Source organism: Thermogemmatispora aurantia (genome assembly GCF_008974285.1).
GTDB classification, from domain to species: Bacteria; Chloroflexota; Ktedonobacteria; order Ktedonobacterales; family Ktedonobacteraceae; genus Thermogemmatispora; species Thermogemmatispora aurantia.
In genome coordinates this window covers 54,901-71,575 of the sequence record NZ_BKZV01000010.1, presented here as the reverse complement: position 1 = coordinate 71,575, position 16,675 = coordinate 54,901, and the positions used below count along the sequence as shown (strand labels likewise).

Sequence of the window (16,675 nt, the reverse complement as noted above, 5' to 3'; positions counted from 1 at the left end):
TAATACTCTATTTTCTTGATTGTTATAGCATTGAAAACAACAGAGGTCACTGCAGTGAGCCGGCCTGGCCTGCTATAGCGTCCGTGGCCCGGAGGGCCGTCGCTCTCCAGCTTCCAGTCGATCAACCAGGGACCGAGAGCGGCAGATGAACAAGGCGATCAGTCCCCTTGTCTAGCCTTTTCAGCTCTCTCCCCCCATCGGCTGGCCATCGCTTCCCCGGGCCTGAGTCTGATTCTGCGCTGACTGGATCGGCTGCTCCTGGATCGCCTGGAGAGCCTGCTCCACATCTTGCTCGCTAAGTGGCTCATGGCTGGCATGCAGGCGCTGCAGATCGATGACCTCTGTGCCCCGCGTCTGTACCAACTCGCTCCAGGGATCATTGGGAAGCGGCTCGATCATCACCGGCTCAGTGGGAGCAGGCGCTTCCGTCTTCTCTTGCTGCCCAGATTGGCCCGCCAGCCCCAACAACTGCCGCCAGGTTTCACTCAGCTCAAGCTCCTCCAGCCGCTGCGCCTTTGCTTGTAGATCAAGATCGTCACGCTCTTGCCTCTGATCCTGTAATTCCATTTTGCACCTTTTATAGTACCAGAAAGAAATCACTGCGACTGATCAGGCGGGACATGGTAGTACCACATCAGCTCCTGTGCGATTGCCTTCCACAGAGGAGCGGCGGCGGTCCCACCGTAGATACTGGCCTGGGGGCGATCCAGCTTCACCAGAATCACGAAGCGGGGATGGGAGGCGGGTAAGAAGCCCGCGACCGAAGCCTCAGTTTGATCCTCTGAGATCCCCTGCGTGGTGGCGGTGCCGGTTTTCGCGGCGACCGTATAGCCTGGGACGATGGCGCGTTGAGCGGAGCCATCGATCGCCGCCACCTCCAGCATAGTGGTCAACTCACGGGCCGCCTTACTGCTAATGACACGGCGCACGACCTGGGGCTGAATTCTGGTCACATGGCCATTGGTATCGATAGCGGAGACCAGGTATGGGCGCATCATCACGCCGTCGTTGGCGATGGCCTGGTAGGCCAGAGCGACCTGCAAGGGCGTCGCCAGAATGCTCTGACCGAAGGCCTGGCGCGCCAGATCGCTGGGTGTCCAGCCTGGCGAGCCGGGCTGGCGATAGAAGCCAGTGGCCTCGGGGCTATCGATACCGGTGCGCTGACCGAAGCCGAAGCGAGCCAGGTAGGGATAATAGCGAGAGGGGCCGAGCAGGTCATGGGCCACATAAGCGGCCCCGACATTGGCCGAATGCACCAGCACCTCGGTCATCGTCTCGCGTCCCCAGGCCTGGTTCTGCCAGTTAGTCACCATGGGCGTCCCGTCGTTGAAGGTCAGATAGCCACGATCATAGATGGTTGTATCGGGCGTAATCAGGCCCTGATCGAGGGCTGCAGCCATCGTCACGGCCTTCAAGGTCGAACCAGGTTCATAGGCGCAGTAGAGGGCTGGATTCAGATAGACCTCCTCACTGTGGAGACAGCCGGTCTGGTCGGCGTAGCGTCCGTACTGATTTGGGTCGTAGTCTGGGTAGCCAGCCATCGCCACCACGGCTCCGGTGTGGGCATCGAGCACCACCACCGTGCCGCCCTGAGCGCCGAGCTGCTTGACCGTAGCGGCCAGCTGAGTCTGCACAAAGTACTGAATGGTACTATCGATAGTCAGGGTCAGATTGGCGCCGGGCACGGGTGGCTCTTCCGAGCTGGCGCCGACCACCAAAGGATTACCATAGAGATCGCGCTCGGCGGTCAGGTTGCCTGGCTTGCCGGCGAGCAGACTATTATATTGAGCCTCGATCCCATAGACGCCCTGCGGGGACGAGCTGCCGCCGACGTAGCCCACATAGCCGAGCACCTGGGCGGCGAGATCACCCTGGGGATAGATGCGCTCAGTCTGAGGGGCCAGGAAGACCGCGGGCAGGGCCAGTTCGCGCAGGCGCTCACTCTGTTGTGGGGTGACCGCGTGGGCGATGAGCAGTGACCAGCGATTGGCGCTGAGTGCCTCCATAAAGGCATGGCGAGTCTCGGCGACGGAGAGCGCAGGCAGCACGCCATGAAGAGCCGTCAGGGTTTGAGAGAGGGCCTCCTGCAGATCATCGGGGTGGTCCTCGGAGAACTGAACCGGCTCGATATAGACGTCGTCGCGCACCACATTGGTTGCGAGCACCAGGCCGTTGGCATCGTAGATCAGGCCGCGAGAAGCGGTCAGCACCTGATCATGGATATGCTCCTGGCTGGCCAGTAGCGCTAGCTTGTGACCACTGTAGGCTTCGACGATCTGCCAGTAGTAGAGTCGTCCGAGCAGGGCAAACATGCCAACGCAGACCAGCAAGAAGATGAGCATTTGCCGGGCACGCGCGCGGCGAACCTCCGTGCTCATCTAGCCTCCTCCCCCTGGCGGAATGCTTCTCCTCGTCTTCTTCATGTCGCTTCCTTCATCCATCGCGCTGGCTATCCCGGCTGGCCCCTACCCTGGCCCTGGACCTCTGGTCCGGGCTGGCTGCCGGCCAGGCCCTTGCCCGTCCACCAGCTACCTATCGATTGGCCATTCGTCTGGCTGGTTGGTTGACAGGCAGCGATCCAGAGGTCGCTCTCGCAGGCTGCACACCCACTCACGCGTTCACTGACTCACAGACGGAGATGGGATACTGCATCAAGGGGCCACTCCCGATTGCTGATCGGGGACAGATTGCAAACCGGGCACCTCCAGCACTTCAACAGCCTTCGGATCGGCAGGAACCAGCCCCTGAGCCTGGGCGTGGGCAGCAATATAGGCCGGCGACTGCTCCTGCGCCAGGGTATTGACCAGGTCCTGATTCTGCCGCTGCAGAACCGCCTGCTTTGCCTGGTAATCCTGAATCTGCTGGTTCACATTGAGCGCCTGGCTCAGCTGCGACAGGTAGAGCAGGGCCATCAGGGCGATCAACAGAACACTGCTGATGGTCAGCGCCACCGGCCCCATCTGGAAAAAGAAGGGATGCAACTGACGGCGGCGCCGCGCGGCCACAATGGGTCGCGTGGGAGCCTTTTTCTGTCCACTACTAGCGTAATGCATGGCTGGACCTTCTTTCTCTTCTCTCGCTCTCGCTTGCTTCTGTCCGCATCTTGACGCGATGCGCAACAGAGTACGCATCGCACCGCTTCTGCCGTGGTTTGCTAGCGAGGCTGGCCCAGAGCCAATATCACCAACATCAGCAGAAGGAGACCGATCACATCGGCCCGCCGCCTCGTTGAGAAGGTGCTCAGGCAGGTAAGTCTGCCAGGCGTTCGGCAGCGCGCAGGCGGGCGCTACGCGAGCGCGGGTTAGCGCTGATCTCCTCAGCCGTTGGCCAGACGGGCTTGGGAGTAAGCAGGCGTAGCCGCGCGCGATGGCCACAGACGCAGACAGGCGTCCGTGGGGGACAGAGGCAGTCCGTCGCCTCGCGCTTCATAAAATCTTTCACAATGCGATCTTCCAGCGAATGAAAAGCAATCACGACCATCCTGCCCGCCAGGCCACGCTCGCCCGAGGCGCCACCGCCACGGCTGAGCAGATTCAGCATCTGCGGCAAGGCTCGCTCCAGATTCTCCAGCTCGCGGTTGACGGCAATACGCAGAGCCATAAAGACGCGCGTCGCTGGATGGATGCCATCGCGGGGGGGCCTTTGACGCGCGGCAGCGATGGCCGCTGTCACAATTTCAGCCAGCCGACGTGTACTGGTGATGGGCGCCTGCCCACGTTCACGCACGATGCGCCGGGCGATCTGGCGGGCATAGCGCTCTTCACCATAGCGATAAAAGATGTCGGCCAGTTCCTGTTCATCAGCCTGGTTCACAAGGTCGGCAGCGGAGAGCGACTGCGCCGGATCAAGCCGCATATCCAGGGGTCCTTCCACCGCAAAAGAGAGGCCGCGCCGCGGGTCCGACAGCTGCAGAGACGAGAACCCCAGGTCGAGGAGTATCCCCTGGACCGGCCCAAAAGCGTGTGCTGCAGCGATGCGTTCGAGGTCGGCAAAGTTGCCTTGCGCCAAAAGCAGGCGTCCACTTTTCACATACCTGGAGAGGCGCCGTGCTACACGGTCCAGCGCCTCGGGGTCGAGATCGATACCCAGAACTCTGCCATCGGGAGCCGAACGCTCAAGAATCGCTTCTGTATGGCCACCATCACCTAATGTCCCATCAATATAATGACCGCCCGCTTGCGGCTGCAGAAACCGTACCACCTCTTCCAGCAGCACCGGCATATGCCTTACTTCCATATTCCACTCGCTTAAACCGCTTGGTACGCGCTGCCGAGCGATCTGCGACCGGGAGACTCTCCCCAGCCTGCAACGCTGGCCGCCGCAGCCATCAGCTAGCTGCCATACCCGCTATCCACTCGCCACCCCTGTCAACAAACTAAAAAGGAATTTTGTCCCCTTCGGCTTCCAGCTTCTCCTGATAGGCCCGCCAGATGGCGCGATCCCAAATCTCAAAGTGATCTCGCACGCCGGCTACGGTAACTTCCGTGCCAAGCCTGGCATAGGCTCGCAGCTTGGCCGGGATCACAATCCGTCCCTGAGCATCTAGCTCGACTTCGCTGGCGCTGGGATAGATGCGACGCTCGAAGTCGCGCAGTTCATCGCTATTCTTGCCCGCCACCAGCTCCGCCGATTTCTCTTCCCAGCGTTGCATCGGATAGACCGACAGGCAGGTCCCCATCCCCTTACTGATCACGGCTCCCCGCCCCATCTGGGCCCGAAAACGCGCTGGCACAGCCATGCGCCCTTTCGAGTCAATCGTATGCTCATATTCGCCAAGAAACATGTGCGTTCTCTATCTTGCAACGAGGAGCTGCCCTCCTCTCAGCGGAAGGGCCGGCTCTGCCAGCCTGAGCTGCAGCGCCAGAATTCACCACTTTCCCCCACTTCTCCCCACTACATTATACAGTAATCCGGGGGAGGCGAAAAGAGTGTTATCCACCAATTTGGCCCTCCTCAAGTGGATAACTTGTGGATAACTTCAGACGTGCAGTCAGCTACAATGTCACAGTACTACTGTTACATTCATTGTGCTCTTTAACACGAGGGCAATTATTACCTAAAATGTTTTATATCTATCGATCATACACCCCAACGAGCGCTTCCTCCCGGCTGGCTCTCCCCCCTTCCCGGTTTGCTGAGCCGGCGGTTCGCTGTTGCCCTTTGCCGATGCCGGCCTTTCCACCACCATGCTCGCTTGCCAGGGATGAGCGTCCTGATATCGGATTTGCCTCGCCCGTCAATGGTGAGCTATGATGATACTGCTGCTGTTGCCTGTGTGCTGCTCTGCTTCTCATCCATTGAGATCAGTGGCAGCTTCCAAACAGGCGAGTGAGAGACTTTCCAGAGAAAGGCAGGAGGCTGCTGTATGCCTCTCGATCCGAATTTGCGCGCCTATCTCGATGGGCTGGCGGCCATGAATGTGCCGCCAATCAGTGCTTTGAACCCCCAGGTGGCGCGCGAGGCCATCGCGGCCCAACTAGCCACGGCCCAGGTTAAGGAGCCGGTGGCTCGCGTTGAGGATCGGCGCATTCCTGGCCCGGCAGGTGAGATTCCTATCCGTGTCTATACTCCTGCGGGCGCTGGTCCGTTCCCTTTGCTGGTTTTCTTCCACGGCGGCGGCTGGGTGATCTGCAATCTCGATACGCACGATGGCCTCTGCCGCAGTCTGACCAATGGTGCTGGCTGCGTGGTGGTCTCGGTCGACTACCGGCTGGCGCCTGAGCATAAGTTTCCGGCGGCTCCCGAGGACTGCTATACGGCGACTCGCTGGGTGGCCGAGCACGCGACAGAGCTGAACGGGGATGCCCAGCGTCTGGCCGTCGGGGGTGATAGCGCCGGCGGCAATCTCGCGGCGGTGGTGACGCACCTGGCCCGTGAGCGTGGGGGGCCGCCACTGGTCTTTCAGCTACTGCTCTACCCGGCCACGGACTTTACGGCGGATACGGCATCGCGTCGGGAGAACGCTCAGGGCTATAGTCTAACACTCGATGATATGCTGTGGTTCGCCAATCACTATTTGAATAGTCCGGAGGAGGCGCGCGATCCGCGGGTCTCGCCGATGCTGCGCGAGGATCTGAGTGGACTGCCGCCGGCACTGGTGATTACTGCTGAATATGATCCGCTGCGCGACGAGGGCGAGCTTTACGGCGAGCGCCTGCGCCAGGCTGGGGTAGCGGTGACGATTCGCCGCTATGAGGGTATGATTCACGGCTTCCTGACACCGCCCATTCCTTTACCGCAGACGCAGGAGGCGATTGCTGAATGCTGTCAGGCGCTCCGTCGAGCCTTTGGGTCGGAGGCCGCCACGCAGACCTCTGCCTCCGCTTGATGGGAGTCAGACAGAAGGCGGGAATGCCGGGCGAGCAACTGCCAACAGGCTTGCCCGGCATTCCCGCGGCTATTGGAGAGGGAGGGCTAGAGGGAAGAGCGTGGTGAAGCGGGCATAGGCCTCATCCCAGACGGCTCGCCGTCCTGGGTCGGGGAGAAAGGTCTGGGTAACCGTGGAGCGGGCGGCCAGGGTGCGCACTTCTTCCAGGGAGCGAAGTTCACCGAGGCCGACAAGCTGGAGCAGGGCGTTGCCCTGGGCGGTGGCCTCGATGGGACCTGCGATGACGACCAGGCCAGTGGCATCGGCCAGGCCCTGGTTGAGCCAGCGGTTTTGCGCACCGCCGCCAACGATGTGAACGGTCTGGAGCGCGCAGCCGGTGATGCTGGCAGCCAGCTCTAACACCTGACGATAGCGCAGGATGAGGCTGTCAAGAATGGCACGCACGAGGACCGGAATGTCTTCGGCGGCGGGCACGGGCTGGCCGTGGACGCTAAGCTGCTCGCGGATGCGTGTCGGCATGTCGCCCGGTGGGAGAAAGAGGGGATGGTCAGGGTCGAAGAGCGCGGCCCAGGCTGGCGCTTCTTCGGCCAGGGTGAGAAGTTGCTCATAGGTGAAGGATCGCCCGCCCTCCTGCCAGCTGCGGCGGCATTCCTGGAGCAGCCAGAGGCCCATGACATTGCGCAGAAAGCGGACGGTGCCAAAGATGCCACCTTCGTTGGTGAAGTTGCTGGCGCTGCCCTGGGCAATCTGGGGCTGAGGCAGTTCGAGGCCGACCAGGGACCAGGTGCCAGAGCTGATGTAGGCCCGGTCTCGCGGACTGGCGCGCATAGGGATACCAGCGACGGCGGCGGCAGTGTCGTGGGTTGCTGGGGCGATGACCAGCACATCTCGCCCCAACTCCTCGGCCAGCTCACCCTGGACTGTGCCAAGCGGAGTACCGGGCGCCACCACCTGCGGCAGAAAGTGCGTCGGCAGATCAAGCCTGGCCAGGAGGTCTCTGGCCCAGGTCCCTTGTGGAACCGACCAACATTGGGTTGTGGTGGCATTGGTATATTCGCAGAGGCGCTCGCCGCTGAGCCAGTAATGGAAGAGATCGGGTATCAGCAGCAGGTGCCTTGCCTTTTCTAGGAGATGCGGCTGTTCTCGCTGGTGAGCCAGGAGCTGGTAGAGGGTGTTGATCGGCATGAATTGGATGCCCGTCTGGGCGTAGATTTCCTCGCGCGGGACCCGCGCAAAGACCTTCTCCATGAGGCCCTCGGTGCGCCGGTCGCGGTAGTGAAAGGGAAGGCCCAGTAGCAAGCCCTGGTCATCGAGCAGGACGTAGTCGACGCCCCAGGTATCGACGCCGATACTATCGAGCCTGCCAGCCAGGCGACGTGCTTTACGCAGGCCGCTGATGACTTCTTGCCAGAGAGAGAGCACGTTCCAATAGAGATGGCGCTGGAGGGCCACCGGGCCGTTGGCGAAGCGATGGACCTCCTCCAGGGCCAGGCGCTGACCATCGTAGCGCGCCAGATGCACACGCCCGCTCTCCGCTCCTAGATCAACGACGGCAAGATAGCGCTCGCTCATTCGCGTTCCTCTTTCTCGCTCGCTCTTACGCCGGTGTCCGAGCTGCGCAGGCCAGCCCTAGCGCAGGTAGGCAGCTGGAACGCCTCCATCGACGGTGAGGGCGCTGCCAGTGGTCTTGGAGGAGCGATCGGAGGCGTAAAAGAGCACGGCCTCGGCAACGTCCTCCGGGAAGACATTGACCTTGAGGGTGGTACGCTGACGATAGTAGTCCTCTAGCTGCTCGGGGGCAATGCCATAGGCGCGGGCCCGCTCCTCGCGCCAGGCGCTGCTCCAGATGCCGGAGCCGCGCAGGACCGCATCGGGCATGACCACATTGACTCGCACGCCCAGTGGGCCGCCTTCCTCGGCCAGGCAGCGCGCGAGATGCTGCTCCGCGGCCTTGGCAGCGCTGTAGGCGCTGTTTTCCTTGCCAGCCACGACGGCATTCTTAGAGGTGATGAAGATCAAGCTACCGCCGATGCCCTGCTGCTGCCAGAGGCGGAAGGCGGCGCGCGCCACCAGGAAGTAGCCCTGAACAAGCACATCAAAGACTTTGCGCCAGTCTTGCAGGCGGGTTTCGGTCAGCGGGGCTGCGGCGGCGAAGCCAGCGTTGCTGACGACAATATCGAGTCCGCCGTAGGCGCGCACGGTGGCGGCAAAGGCAGCGGCAACCTGCTCCTCGTCGCTGACATCGCAGGGACAGGCCAGCGCGCGCCCCTGGCCATATTGTTGGGCAATGGCGTCGGCGGCCTCTTGGGCACTTTGCGGGTTGAGATCAAGAATGGCAACGTGGGCCCCCTCGGCGGCCAGGCGCAGAGCTGTGGCGCGCCCGATGCCACTGCCACCGCCAGTCACCAGGGCAATGCGCCCGGCCAGCTCTTTTTCGGGCGGGCGGCGCGTCAGTTTATAGAGTTCCAGCGGCCAGTACTCGATGTCATAGGCTTCCTGCTCGGAGAGCGGCGTAAAACGATCAATGCTTTCACAGGCGCGCATCACGGCTGCAGCCCGCTGATAGAGGTCACGGGCGACGCCGGCCATCTGGGCATCGCGCCCACTGGCGATGATGCCCAGGTGTGGCACGACCACGATGCGTGGATTGGCATGCAACAGGACGTCGCCCGGATGATGGCATTCTTCAAAGTAGCGCTGATAGTTGTGGCGAAAAGCCGTGATTTCCTGACGCAGGGCAGCCTGGAGTGCTTCGGCCCCCTGGGCTGGCTCCCAGGGAACCCAGACTGGCCAGTGCCGTGTGTGCACCAGGTGATCGGGGCAGGCCGAGCCACGTCGAGCAACCTCGCGCGCCTCAGGAGCGCTGGCGAAGGTCAGGGCCTCCTCGCTGTTGTCAACGGCCAGGACCATATGCTGCGGCTGACTGAGCTGGCCCCGCAGGCCGGGCAGGATGGCTGTCAGCAGCTGCTCGCGCTCGGCGGCACTCAGCCCGGGCTGAGCGACCAGGACGGTTGTCCGCCCACGGCGCTGACGCTCGGCAGCAACGAAGTCTTCGGCCTCCTGCACCACACGCAGGGTCTGCTCGTAGCAGGAGCGGGCACTGTCGCCCCAGGTCACCAGGCCATGCTTTTCGAGAATGACCAGTTCGACCTCGGGATTGGCTCGTACCGCCTGGGCGACCTGCCTGGCGAGGGTGAAGCCTGGACGAATATAAGGAATCCAGGCCAGGCGCCGGCCAAAGACCTCCTCTGCCAGGCGGCGCCCGTTCTGGGCGTTAGCAAAGGCAAGAATGGCGTCGGGATGCGTGTGATCGACGTGGGCAAAGGGCAAGAAGGCATGCAGCAGAGTCTCAATCGAGGGCCGCGGACGTCCCGGCTCAGCAAGACAATGGAGCAGATAGGCCACCATCTCTTCATCGCTGAGGGCCTCGCGCTCTTCCAGCGGCAGCACATCGTCCAGGCGCAGTGGCACAAAGTCGGCCATTGTCATGGTCGCCAGGTCGGAGCCGCTGCCTTTGACCCACATGATGCGCGTGGGTCGCCCGCGGAAATCTGGCTGAGTCAGCTTGACAGAAGTATTGCCCCCGCCCCAGTTGGCCAGGCTACGATCGCGACCTAGCAGATGCGAGCGATAGAGCAGCAGCGCGACCTCGTCAGTCTCTTGCCCCCGAACGTCATCATCGCGCCAGAGATTGCGCGGCATAGTGTCGTCTCCCCTTTCCAAAGCCAGACAAGACAAGAACAAGCCCTGAGAGCAGCAGGCCAGGTTTGCTTGTTTATCTGCTGATCACCTGGCCATTAGAGATATCAGGCACCTGGATAGCCGCTTGCTCCGCCCTTACTGGCCGGGCGCGCCCGCGCCACCTCGTCGGCGTAGCCACTGCGGCGGAAGGCAGCAATGGGGTCAGGATCAAGGCCCATCTCCTCGCGCGCCTGCGCCAGCAGAGGACGAACATCAGTCTCAAAGGCATCCCGCAGCACCCGGTAGGCTCCAAGCACATCCCCCGCGGCCTGGGCCTCGGCCAGACGCCGGCGATCGACGAGCAAGGCGCGGGCGTAGGCGCTCTGGATATGGAGGACCGACTGAATCATGGCCTCGATCTTGGGTTCAATGTTGTGCGACTGATCGATCATGTAATCAATGCGCGGCGCCTGGGGCTGGCTGGCTGCAGCAACCAGCTCATTGAAGACCAGAAACAGCTCAAACGGATGCTGCGAGCCGACAATCAGGTCATCATCGGCATAGCGCCGATCGTTGAAATGGAAGCCGCCCAGGATCTCCTCGTCAAGAAGAAAAGCCACAATATGGGCCAGGTTGGTGCCCTGGGGATGATGCCCGGTATCGACCAGGACGCGCGCCTGCGGTCCTAGCTTGCGCGCCAGGGTGTAGGCCATTCCCCAATCGGCCAGATCGGTATGGTAGAAAGCCGGCTCAAAAAACTTATATTCGATCAAGAGACGCATACCGGGCGCCAGGGCAGCGTAAATCTCGGCCAGGGTCTCCTCCAGACGGTGCTTGCGCGCTCGTAAATCGTCCTGGCCGGGATAGTTTGTCCCATCGGCCAGCCAGAGACTGATCGTATCGGAGTCGACCGCACGCGCGATCTGGATGCATTCCAGGACATGCTGCACGGCGCGCCGGCGCACCGCTGGATCAGGATGACAGAGGCTACCAAAGCGATACTCCTCATCCTGAAAGAGATTGGGATTGACCGCCCCGATGCGGACGCCCAACCCGGCAGCGTAGGCTTTGACCGCTTCCCAGTCATCTTCTTTATCCCAGGGAATATGGATGGCCACCCGCGGGCAGACGCCCGTCAGGCGATGGACCAGGGCCGCATCGGCTAGCTTTTCGCGTAAATTGCGAGCCGCCCCAGGCCAGTGAAAGACCTTAAAACGAGTCCCAGAGTCACCGTAGCCCCAGGAAGGCGTCTCGATCGTAAAGCGCTTGATAGCCTCCAGCACGCTGCGCCGCTCAGCCGCATCCAGCTCCTCACTGGCAAGCCGGTCGCGGCCCACGTTTGGCTGATCCTGTTCTTGCTTCAAGCGAACCTCCTTCACTTCGCTACACAGCACTTATAGCCGCACTGAATGGGAATATCGGAACAGGGGTACAAGAGTGCAGCCAATTGGTCCGAGGCTGGCGCAGCGAGCCGCAGCCGGCTCTTCACAGGCACCGGGCCGCCGGCCAGCCCAATCGGGTTCAGGCCAGGTCGGGTGTCGCAGCCCACTTCGCAGGTCAGTGTCCGCCAGCGGAGCGATTGCGACGCCGTTGGCAGCGCTAGAAGTTGAACTGGTCGATGTTATCCTTGTTAAAGACCGTCGGTGGGCCAAGCAGGACCACATTATTAGGGCCGATGGTCCTCGTACCGAGCTTCCCGGCGTTGAAGCTCTCGCCCGGCTTGCCTGTAATCTTGCCCTCTACCAGGGCGGCAGCCGCATAGTAGGCCAGGTAGCCCAGATCAGCCGGATTCCAGAGGGCGAACTCCGGGCACGTCCCATCTTTCACGTACTTGCGCATCAGATTCGGCGTCCCCAGGCCAGTCAGCATGACCTTGCCGCCCTTGCCTACCGACTCGATCGCGCGCGCCGCTGCGGCCAGCCCCACCGTCGTTGGCGAAATGATCCCCTTGAGGTCGGGATAAGCCTGTAGTAGCCCCAGCGTCTGCTGGAAGCTTTGCTGGTCATCATCATTACCGTATGCAATCTTGACCAGATGCATATTCTTGTACTGGGGCTTCGCCAGCTCATCCTTCATGTACCCGATCCAGGTGTTCTGGTTGGTGGCCGTGCTGGCCGCCGAGAGGATGGCGATGTCGCCGCTGTAGTTAATCAGCTTCCCCAGAATCTGGACCTCGATCCGCCCGATATCCTCGGAATTGGCCTGATTCACAAAGATCTGGCGCGCATCGGGAGCGACGTCCGAGTCATAGCTGACCACCTTAATCCCCTGCTGCATCGCACGCTTCAGGGCCGGCGCCAGGGCGTTGGGATCGTTGGCCGAGACCACGATAGCGCTCACATGCTGCTCCGTCAGCGTGTTAATAAACGGCACCTGTGCCGCCGCGCTACTCTCCGTCGGGCCAACCTGCTTGAACTGCCCCTTCAGCTCTGTGGCCGCCTGCCTGGCGCCATTGGCCGCGGTATCGAAATAGGGGTTGTTGATCGCCTTGGGGAGAAAGGCAATATTGAGCGAAGTGGAGCTTCCGCCCGAGCTGCCACTCCCGCTGCTGCTGCCACCGCAGGCAGCCAGCATCAGCAGCATTGCCACAGAGAGAGCGGTGAGCAGTGTGCGCAACAGCGTCTTCACTGTTTTCCTCCTCCTTACCAACGCTCCCACAAGCGGAGCGTCCTGGTGTGGTAGTGGTGATGTAGTGGTGATGACAACCAACACGTCTATCCCGAGACAGGGCAGAGCACCACCCCAGACGAGGGTCGAGTCAGCGCCGGACCCGACTCGCCCGATCAGGCCAGTCGAGCTAGCGGCGCTGTCCTCCCTCGCGGGCGCGGGCAGCTCCTGTCTCTTCAGGCACAGAGCGCGCGGCTCCGTGGGCCGGCCCGCCAGCAGGCCCCTTTTCAGCTGCGCGTCTGCGCGAGGCCGCCTCCTGGAAACGTCGAACCACATTAGGCCCCAACACCGAAAGAATGAGCAGCGCACCCACGGCAATATTCTGGATATCGCCGCTGATATCCGCCAGACCCAGCGCGTTGCGCAACACTCCGATGATCAAGAGTGAGAGCACCACGCCGGGCAGGCTGCCGCTGCCGCCGAAGATATTGACTCCACCCAGCAACACAATCGTCACCACATCCAACTCAAAGCCGAGGGCGTTATCGGCACGCGCGTTAGAGAAGCGCGCTGTGAAAACCACACCGGCCAGGGCCGCCATCAGGCCCGAGAGGACAAAGAGCAGCAACTTGATATCCTCAACGCGGATGCCGGCAAAGCGAGCTGCCTCCTTATTGCTGCCGATGGCATAGATCTGCCGGCCTAGCGTACTGCGATGCAAGAGCAAGGAGAAGATCAGCGCCAGAGCAACGAAGAGGACGAACGGCCAGGGGATCAGAGTGCCCGGCACCGTACCGAAGCCAAAGTTCGTGAAGGCTGGCGGGAAGCTACTCACTGCCTGATCGCCCATGACCACATAGGCCAGGCCGCGAAAGAGGGCCAGTGTGCCCAGTGTGACCACCAGCGACGGCAAGCCAAGGCGGGTGACCGCCAGGCCATTGACGAGGCCGCAAAGGGCCCCAATCAACAAGACCAGGACGATGGCCAGACCCAGGGGCAAGCCGTGGCTCCAGGTATAGCCAAGCACGACACTGGCCAGCCCCAGAATCGAGGCCACCGAGAGGTCGATCTCGCCAGCGATCACGATTAGCGTCATGGTCAGGGCCATCAGCGCCTTCTCCATCATGTCGCTGATCAGCAGCGAGAAGTTGGACAGGCTCAGGAAATACGGGGAGAGCGCACTCCCCAGGGCCAGAGAGAGCACCAGCAACACCAGCAGCAGCGCCTCCCACGAGCGCACCCAGGCCAGCCCATGAGCAAGACCGCCGCCCGAGGCAGCTGCTCGCCGGTCCTCCTTTGCCAGTGCCGGCGCCGAAGGAGCGGCTGCTGAGGAAGCATCGAGGTTGAGCGCAGGCCGCTTGACTTCGGACGAATCACTCATCGTTGCCTCCCACTGCGCAGGCGGCGCTGGAGCCAGCGCGTAATCAGGGCATCCAGCGTCACCGCTGCCAGAATAGCGGCGCCATCGATCGCCTGCAGCCAGAACTGCGACAGCTTCAGCAAGGTCAGGGCATTATCAATGGTCCCGAGCACGATCGCGCCCAGCATCGCCCCCAGGATGGTCCCGGAGCCGCCGAAGATATTCACTCCACCCACAACGACCGCGGCGATCACCTGCAGTTCCAGGCCCGTTGCCGCCCCTGAATCGACTGTCGCAAAGCGTGCGCCCCAGAGCACCCCAGCGAAGCCGCTCAAGAGGCCACAGAGCAGAAAGGTCAGGAAGATCAGGCGTTCAGCGCGCAAGCCAGCCAGGCGCGCCGCTTCAGGATTGCTGCCCAGAGCATACAGCTCGCGACCGGTGCGGGTCGCCCGCAACAGATAGGCAAAGATCAGGGCGATGGCTGCCGCAAAGACAATCAGAGCCGGAACTCCCAGAATATGGGTGGTTGCCAGGGAGAGGAAGCTATCCGGTACGTCGTAGGCGCTCACCTGCGTTCCGCCCGCGATATACGAGTCCAGGCCGCGATACAGATAGAGCGTTCCCAGTGTCGCCACGATGGCTGGCACCCGTCCCAGGGCCACAATCAGGCCATTGACCGCCCCCAGCACGGCCCCCAGAGCGCAGCCGAGCAAGACAATCAGAATCACCGGCGTCTGTGGATGGTTCTTCAGGACGTCGGCGCAGACAAAAGCGGTCATGCCAACGGTCGAGCCAACCGAGAGGTCTACATTGCGCGTCAGGATCACCATTGTCTCGCCGACTGCCACAATGGCCAAAATGGCGATCGAGAGCAGGATCTGCTCGAAATTGCCCGGCGTCAGGAAGCGCGGCGTCTGCAGACCGACCAGAGCAACGATCGCCAGCAGCACGACGATCAAACCCAGCTCTCGCACGCGGCCCACCAGGGCCACAAGGCGCTTGCCGCCCGAGAGCGCGCGCCTGCGCGACTCCTCTACACGGGTCGTTGTTGTGCTCATGCACGTACCTCGCTCACCTGCTCTGTCTGTTCTGTCCCGTTGCTGCCAGCATGACTTTCTCCTGATCGGCCTCGGCGCGGCTGAACAGGCCACTGATGCGGCCCTCGTGCATGACGAGTACCCGATCCGACATGGCCAGTATCTCGGGTAGCTCGCTGGAGATCAGGAGGATGGCCAGGCCACGCGCGGCTAACTCGGAGACAATGCGATGGACCTCCGCTTTGGCACCAATGTCGATGCCACGCGTTGGCTCGTCAAGGATGAGGATACGCGGCTCGGTCGCCAGCCATTTGCCCAGCACTACTTTCTGCTGATTGCCACCCGAGAGCGCGCGCACCGGCTGGGTCAGGCGCCCGCCTCGTACGTGCAGGCGCTCAGCATAATCGGCGGCAATTTTCAGCTCCTGACGCGACCTGATCAGCGAGAAACGCGCGACTCGCTTTAAAATAGAAAGAGTGATATTTCGAGCGATGGAGAAATCGAGGACAAGGCCCTGCTGATGGCGATCTTCGGGAACATAGGCGATGCCATAGCGCATGGCCTCGCGCGGCGAACGGATGCTGACCGGGCGCCCATCAACCAGGATCTCGCCGCTCTCGGCCTGATCGATGCCGAAGAGGACGCGCGCCACCTCGGTACGACCTGCTCCCACCAAACCAGCCAGCCCGAGGATCTCACCACGCCGCAGCTGGAAGCTCACATCGCGGAAGAGACCGGCACGGGACAAATGGCGTACCTCCAGCACAACCTCACCAACTGCTGCCTCCTCCTTGGGGAAGAGAGCCGCCAGCTCTCGCCCTACCATGTGACGAACAGTCTCTTCGGGTGTCAGATCCTGAGCAGGGGCAGTGATCACTCGCTGCCCATCGCGCAAGACCGTCACGCGGCTGGCCAGACGAAAGACCTCCTCCAGACGATGGCTGACAAAGAGGATCGCCACCTGCCGCGCGCGCAGCTGCTCGACGATGGTGAAGAGTTCCTCCACCTCACGCGGCGAGAGCGAGGCCGTTGGCTCATCCATGATCAAGACACGTGCATCCTGCGACAAGGCCCGCGCAATCTCGACCAACTGCCGATCAGCCACCGAGAGGCCGCGCACCGGTAGATAGACATTCAGCTCCACACCCAGCGATTGCAGCAGCTGCTCTACCTCGCGATACATACGGCGCCAATCGATGCGCCCCAGGCGATCGCGCGGTTGATGGCCCATAAAGACGTTCTCAGCCACATCAAGGTCGGGGAAAAGGGTCGGTTCCTGATGAATGACAGCGATGCCAGCGGCCTGAGCCTGCGCAGGGCTACGCAGCTCGACCGCCTCGCCGCTAATTTTGAGGAGACCACGATCGGGGCGGTGCACGCCTGCCAGAATCTTTACCAGCGTGCTTTTGCCGGCACCATTCTCGCCTACCAGCGCATGGACTTCGCCCGCATAGAGGCTCAAGTCCACCTCTTTGAGGGCTTGAATGGCTCCAAAACGCTTGCTAACGCCGACCAGCTCGATCACGGGCACCGCCGCCTGCGGCGCGGCAACTTCCATAGTTCCCCCTGGTGAGTGTCTTTCGCTGACGATCAGTGTTACACTCTATCTGCTGATCAATCCGACGATCAGGCAATCGGCCAGTCAGTGAGCCTGGTCGTTGG

Annotated in this window: 13 protein-coding genes; 1 reads left to right on the top strand and 12 read right to left on the bottom strand. The window is 62.0% G+C overall.

Annotation, left to right across the window (positions count from 1 at the left end):
- Positions 1-180: 180 nt before the first annotated feature.
- The 5 genes from KTAU_RS20945 to mraZ form a co-directional block, all read right to left on the bottom strand.
- Complete coding sequence (locus tag KTAU_RS20945; RefSeq protein WP_151730188.1) at positions 181-567, bottom strand: hypothetical protein; 387 nt, start codon at positions 565-567, stop codon at positions 181-183.
- 29 nt (positions 568-596) lie between these two features.
- Positions 597-2,378: a peptidoglycan D,D-transpeptidase FtsI family protein gene (locus tag KTAU_RS20940; protein WP_151730187.1), complete on the bottom strand. Its 1,782-nt coding sequence runs from the start codon at positions 2,376-2,378 to the stop codon at positions 597-599.
- 273 nt (positions 2,379-2,651) lie between these two features.
- Positions 2,652-3,053 (bottom strand): hypothetical protein, encoded by a 402-nt coding sequence (locus KTAU_RS20935; RefSeq protein ID WP_151730186.1) that lies wholly within the window; start codon positions 3,051-3,053, stop codon positions 2,652-2,654.
- Between the two features lie 187 nt (positions 3,054-3,240).
- Entirely contained in the window at positions 3,241-4,221 is a 981-nt protein-coding gene (gene rsmH, locus KTAU_RS20930) for a 16S rRNA (cytosine(1402)-N(4))-methyltransferase RsmH (protein WP_228026574.1), read from the bottom strand.
- Between the two features lie 154 nt (positions 4,222-4,375).
- On the bottom strand, positions 4,376-4,783 hold the full coding sequence (mraZ, locus tag KTAU_RS20925; RefSeq protein ID WP_151730184.1) for a division/cell wall cluster transcriptional repressor MraZ: 408 nt from the start codon (positions 4,781-4,783) through the stop codon (positions 4,376-4,378).
- Between the two features lie 582 nt (positions 4,784-5,365).
- Between mraZ and lipP1 the strand changes: the two genes are divergently transcribed.
- Positions 5,366-6,328 (top strand): LipP1 family hormone-sensitive lipase, encoded by a 963-nt coding sequence (gene lipP1, locus KTAU_RS20920; RefSeq protein WP_151730183.1) that lies wholly within the window; start codon positions 5,366-5,368, stop codon positions 6,326-6,328.
- Positions 6,329-6,397: 69 nt separating this feature from the next.
- Here the strand turns inward: lipP1 and KTAU_RS20915 are convergent, their stop codons facing one another.
- The 7 genes from KTAU_RS20915 to KTAU_RS20885 form a co-directional block, all read right to left on the bottom strand.
- Positions 6,398-7,900 (bottom strand): rhamnulokinase, encoded by a 1,503-nt coding sequence (locus KTAU_RS20915; RefSeq protein ID WP_151730182.1) that lies wholly within the window; start codon positions 7,898-7,900, stop codon positions 6,398-6,400.
- Positions 7,901-7,957: 57 nt separating this feature from the next.
- Positions 7,958-10,030 carry a bifunctional aldolase/short-chain dehydrogenase gene (locus KTAU_RS20910; protein WP_151730181.1) on the bottom strand — a complete coding sequence of 691 codons (2,073 nt, stop codon included), beginning with the start codon at positions 10,028-10,030 and terminating at the stop codon, positions 7,958-7,960.
- Positions 10,031-10,134: 104 nt separating this feature from the next.
- A complete protein-coding gene (gene rhaI / locus KTAU_RS20905; protein WP_228026573.1) occupies positions 10,135-11,373 on the bottom strand; it encodes an L-rhamnose isomerase in 1,239 nt (412 codons plus the stop codon).
- Positions 11,374-11,608: 235 nt separating this feature from the next.
- On the bottom strand, positions 11,609-12,592 hold the full coding sequence (rhaS, locus tag KTAU_RS20900) for a rhamnose ABC transporter substrate-binding protein (protein WP_174844086.1): 984 nt from the start codon (positions 12,590-12,592) through the stop codon (positions 11,609-11,611).
- Between the two features lie 214 nt (positions 12,593-12,806).
- Complete coding sequence (locus tag KTAU_RS20895; RefSeq protein ID WP_151730179.1) at positions 12,807-13,997, bottom strand: ABC transporter permease; 1,191 nt, start codon at positions 13,995-13,997, stop codon at positions 12,807-12,809.
- Positions 13,994-15,034, bottom strand: coding sequence for an ABC transporter permease (locus tag KTAU_RS20890; RefSeq protein WP_151730178.1), 1,041 nt, complete (start codon positions 15,032-15,034; stop codon positions 13,994-13,996). Before KTAU_RS20890 ends, KTAU_RS20895 begins: the two co-directional genes overlap by 4 nt.
- 13 nt (positions 15,035-15,047) lie before the next feature.
- Positions 15,048-16,571, bottom strand: coding sequence for a sugar ABC transporter ATP-binding protein (locus tag KTAU_RS20885; RefSeq protein ID WP_151730177.1), 1,524 nt, complete (start codon positions 16,569-16,571; stop codon positions 15,048-15,050).
- Between the last annotated feature and the right edge of the window lie 104 nt (positions 16,572-16,675).

Excerpts from the sequence above, each read along its gene's own strand:
- rsmH (WP_228026574.1), bottom strand. The coding sequence starts at position 4,221 with ATGCCGGTGCTGCTGGAAGAGGTGGTACGGTTTCTGCAGCCGCAAGCG.
- mraZ (WP_151730184.1), bottom strand. The coding sequence starts at position 4,783 with ATGTTTCTTGGCGAATATGAGCATACGATTGACTCGAAAGGGCGCATG.
- KTAU_RS20945 (WP_151730188.1), bottom strand. The coding sequence starts at position 567 with ATGGAATTACAGGATCAGAGGCAAGAGCGTGACGATCTTGATCTACAA.
- KTAU_RS20935 (WP_151730186.1), bottom strand. The coding sequence starts at position 3,053 with ATGCATTACGCTAGTAGTGGACAGAAAAAGGCTCCCACGCGACCCATT.
- KTAU_RS20940 (WP_151730187.1), bottom strand. The coding sequence starts at position 2,378 with ATGAGCACGGAGGTTCGCCGCGCGCGTGCCCGGCAAATGCTCATCTTC.
- KTAU_RS20910 (WP_151730181.1), bottom strand. The coding sequence starts at position 10,030 with ATGCCGCGCAATCTCTGGCGCGATGATGACGTTCGGGGGCAAGAGACT.
- KTAU_RS20890 (WP_151730178.1), bottom strand. The coding sequence starts at position 15,034 with ATGAGCACAACAACGACCCGTGTAGAGGAGTCGCGCAGGCGCGCGCTC.
- KTAU_RS20885 (WP_151730177.1), bottom strand. The coding sequence starts at position 16,571 with ATGGAAGTTGCCGCGCCGCAGGCGGCGGTGCCCGTGATCGAGCTGGTC.
- lipP1 (WP_151730183.1), top strand. The coding sequence starts at position 5,366 with ATGCCTCTCGATCCGAATTTGCGCGCCTATCTCGATGGGCTGGCGGCC.
- KTAU_RS20895 (WP_151730179.1), bottom strand. The coding sequence starts at position 13,997 with ATGAGTGATTCGTCCGAAGTCAAGCGGCCTGCGCTCAACCTCGATGCT.
- rhaS (WP_174844086.1), bottom strand. The coding sequence starts at position 12,592 with ATGCTGCTGATGCTGGCTGCCTGCGGTGGCAGCAGCAGCGGGAGTGGC.
- KTAU_RS20915 (WP_151730182.1), bottom strand. The coding sequence starts at position 7,900 with ATGAGCGAGCGCTATCTTGCCGTCGTTGATCTAGGAGCGGAGAGCGGG.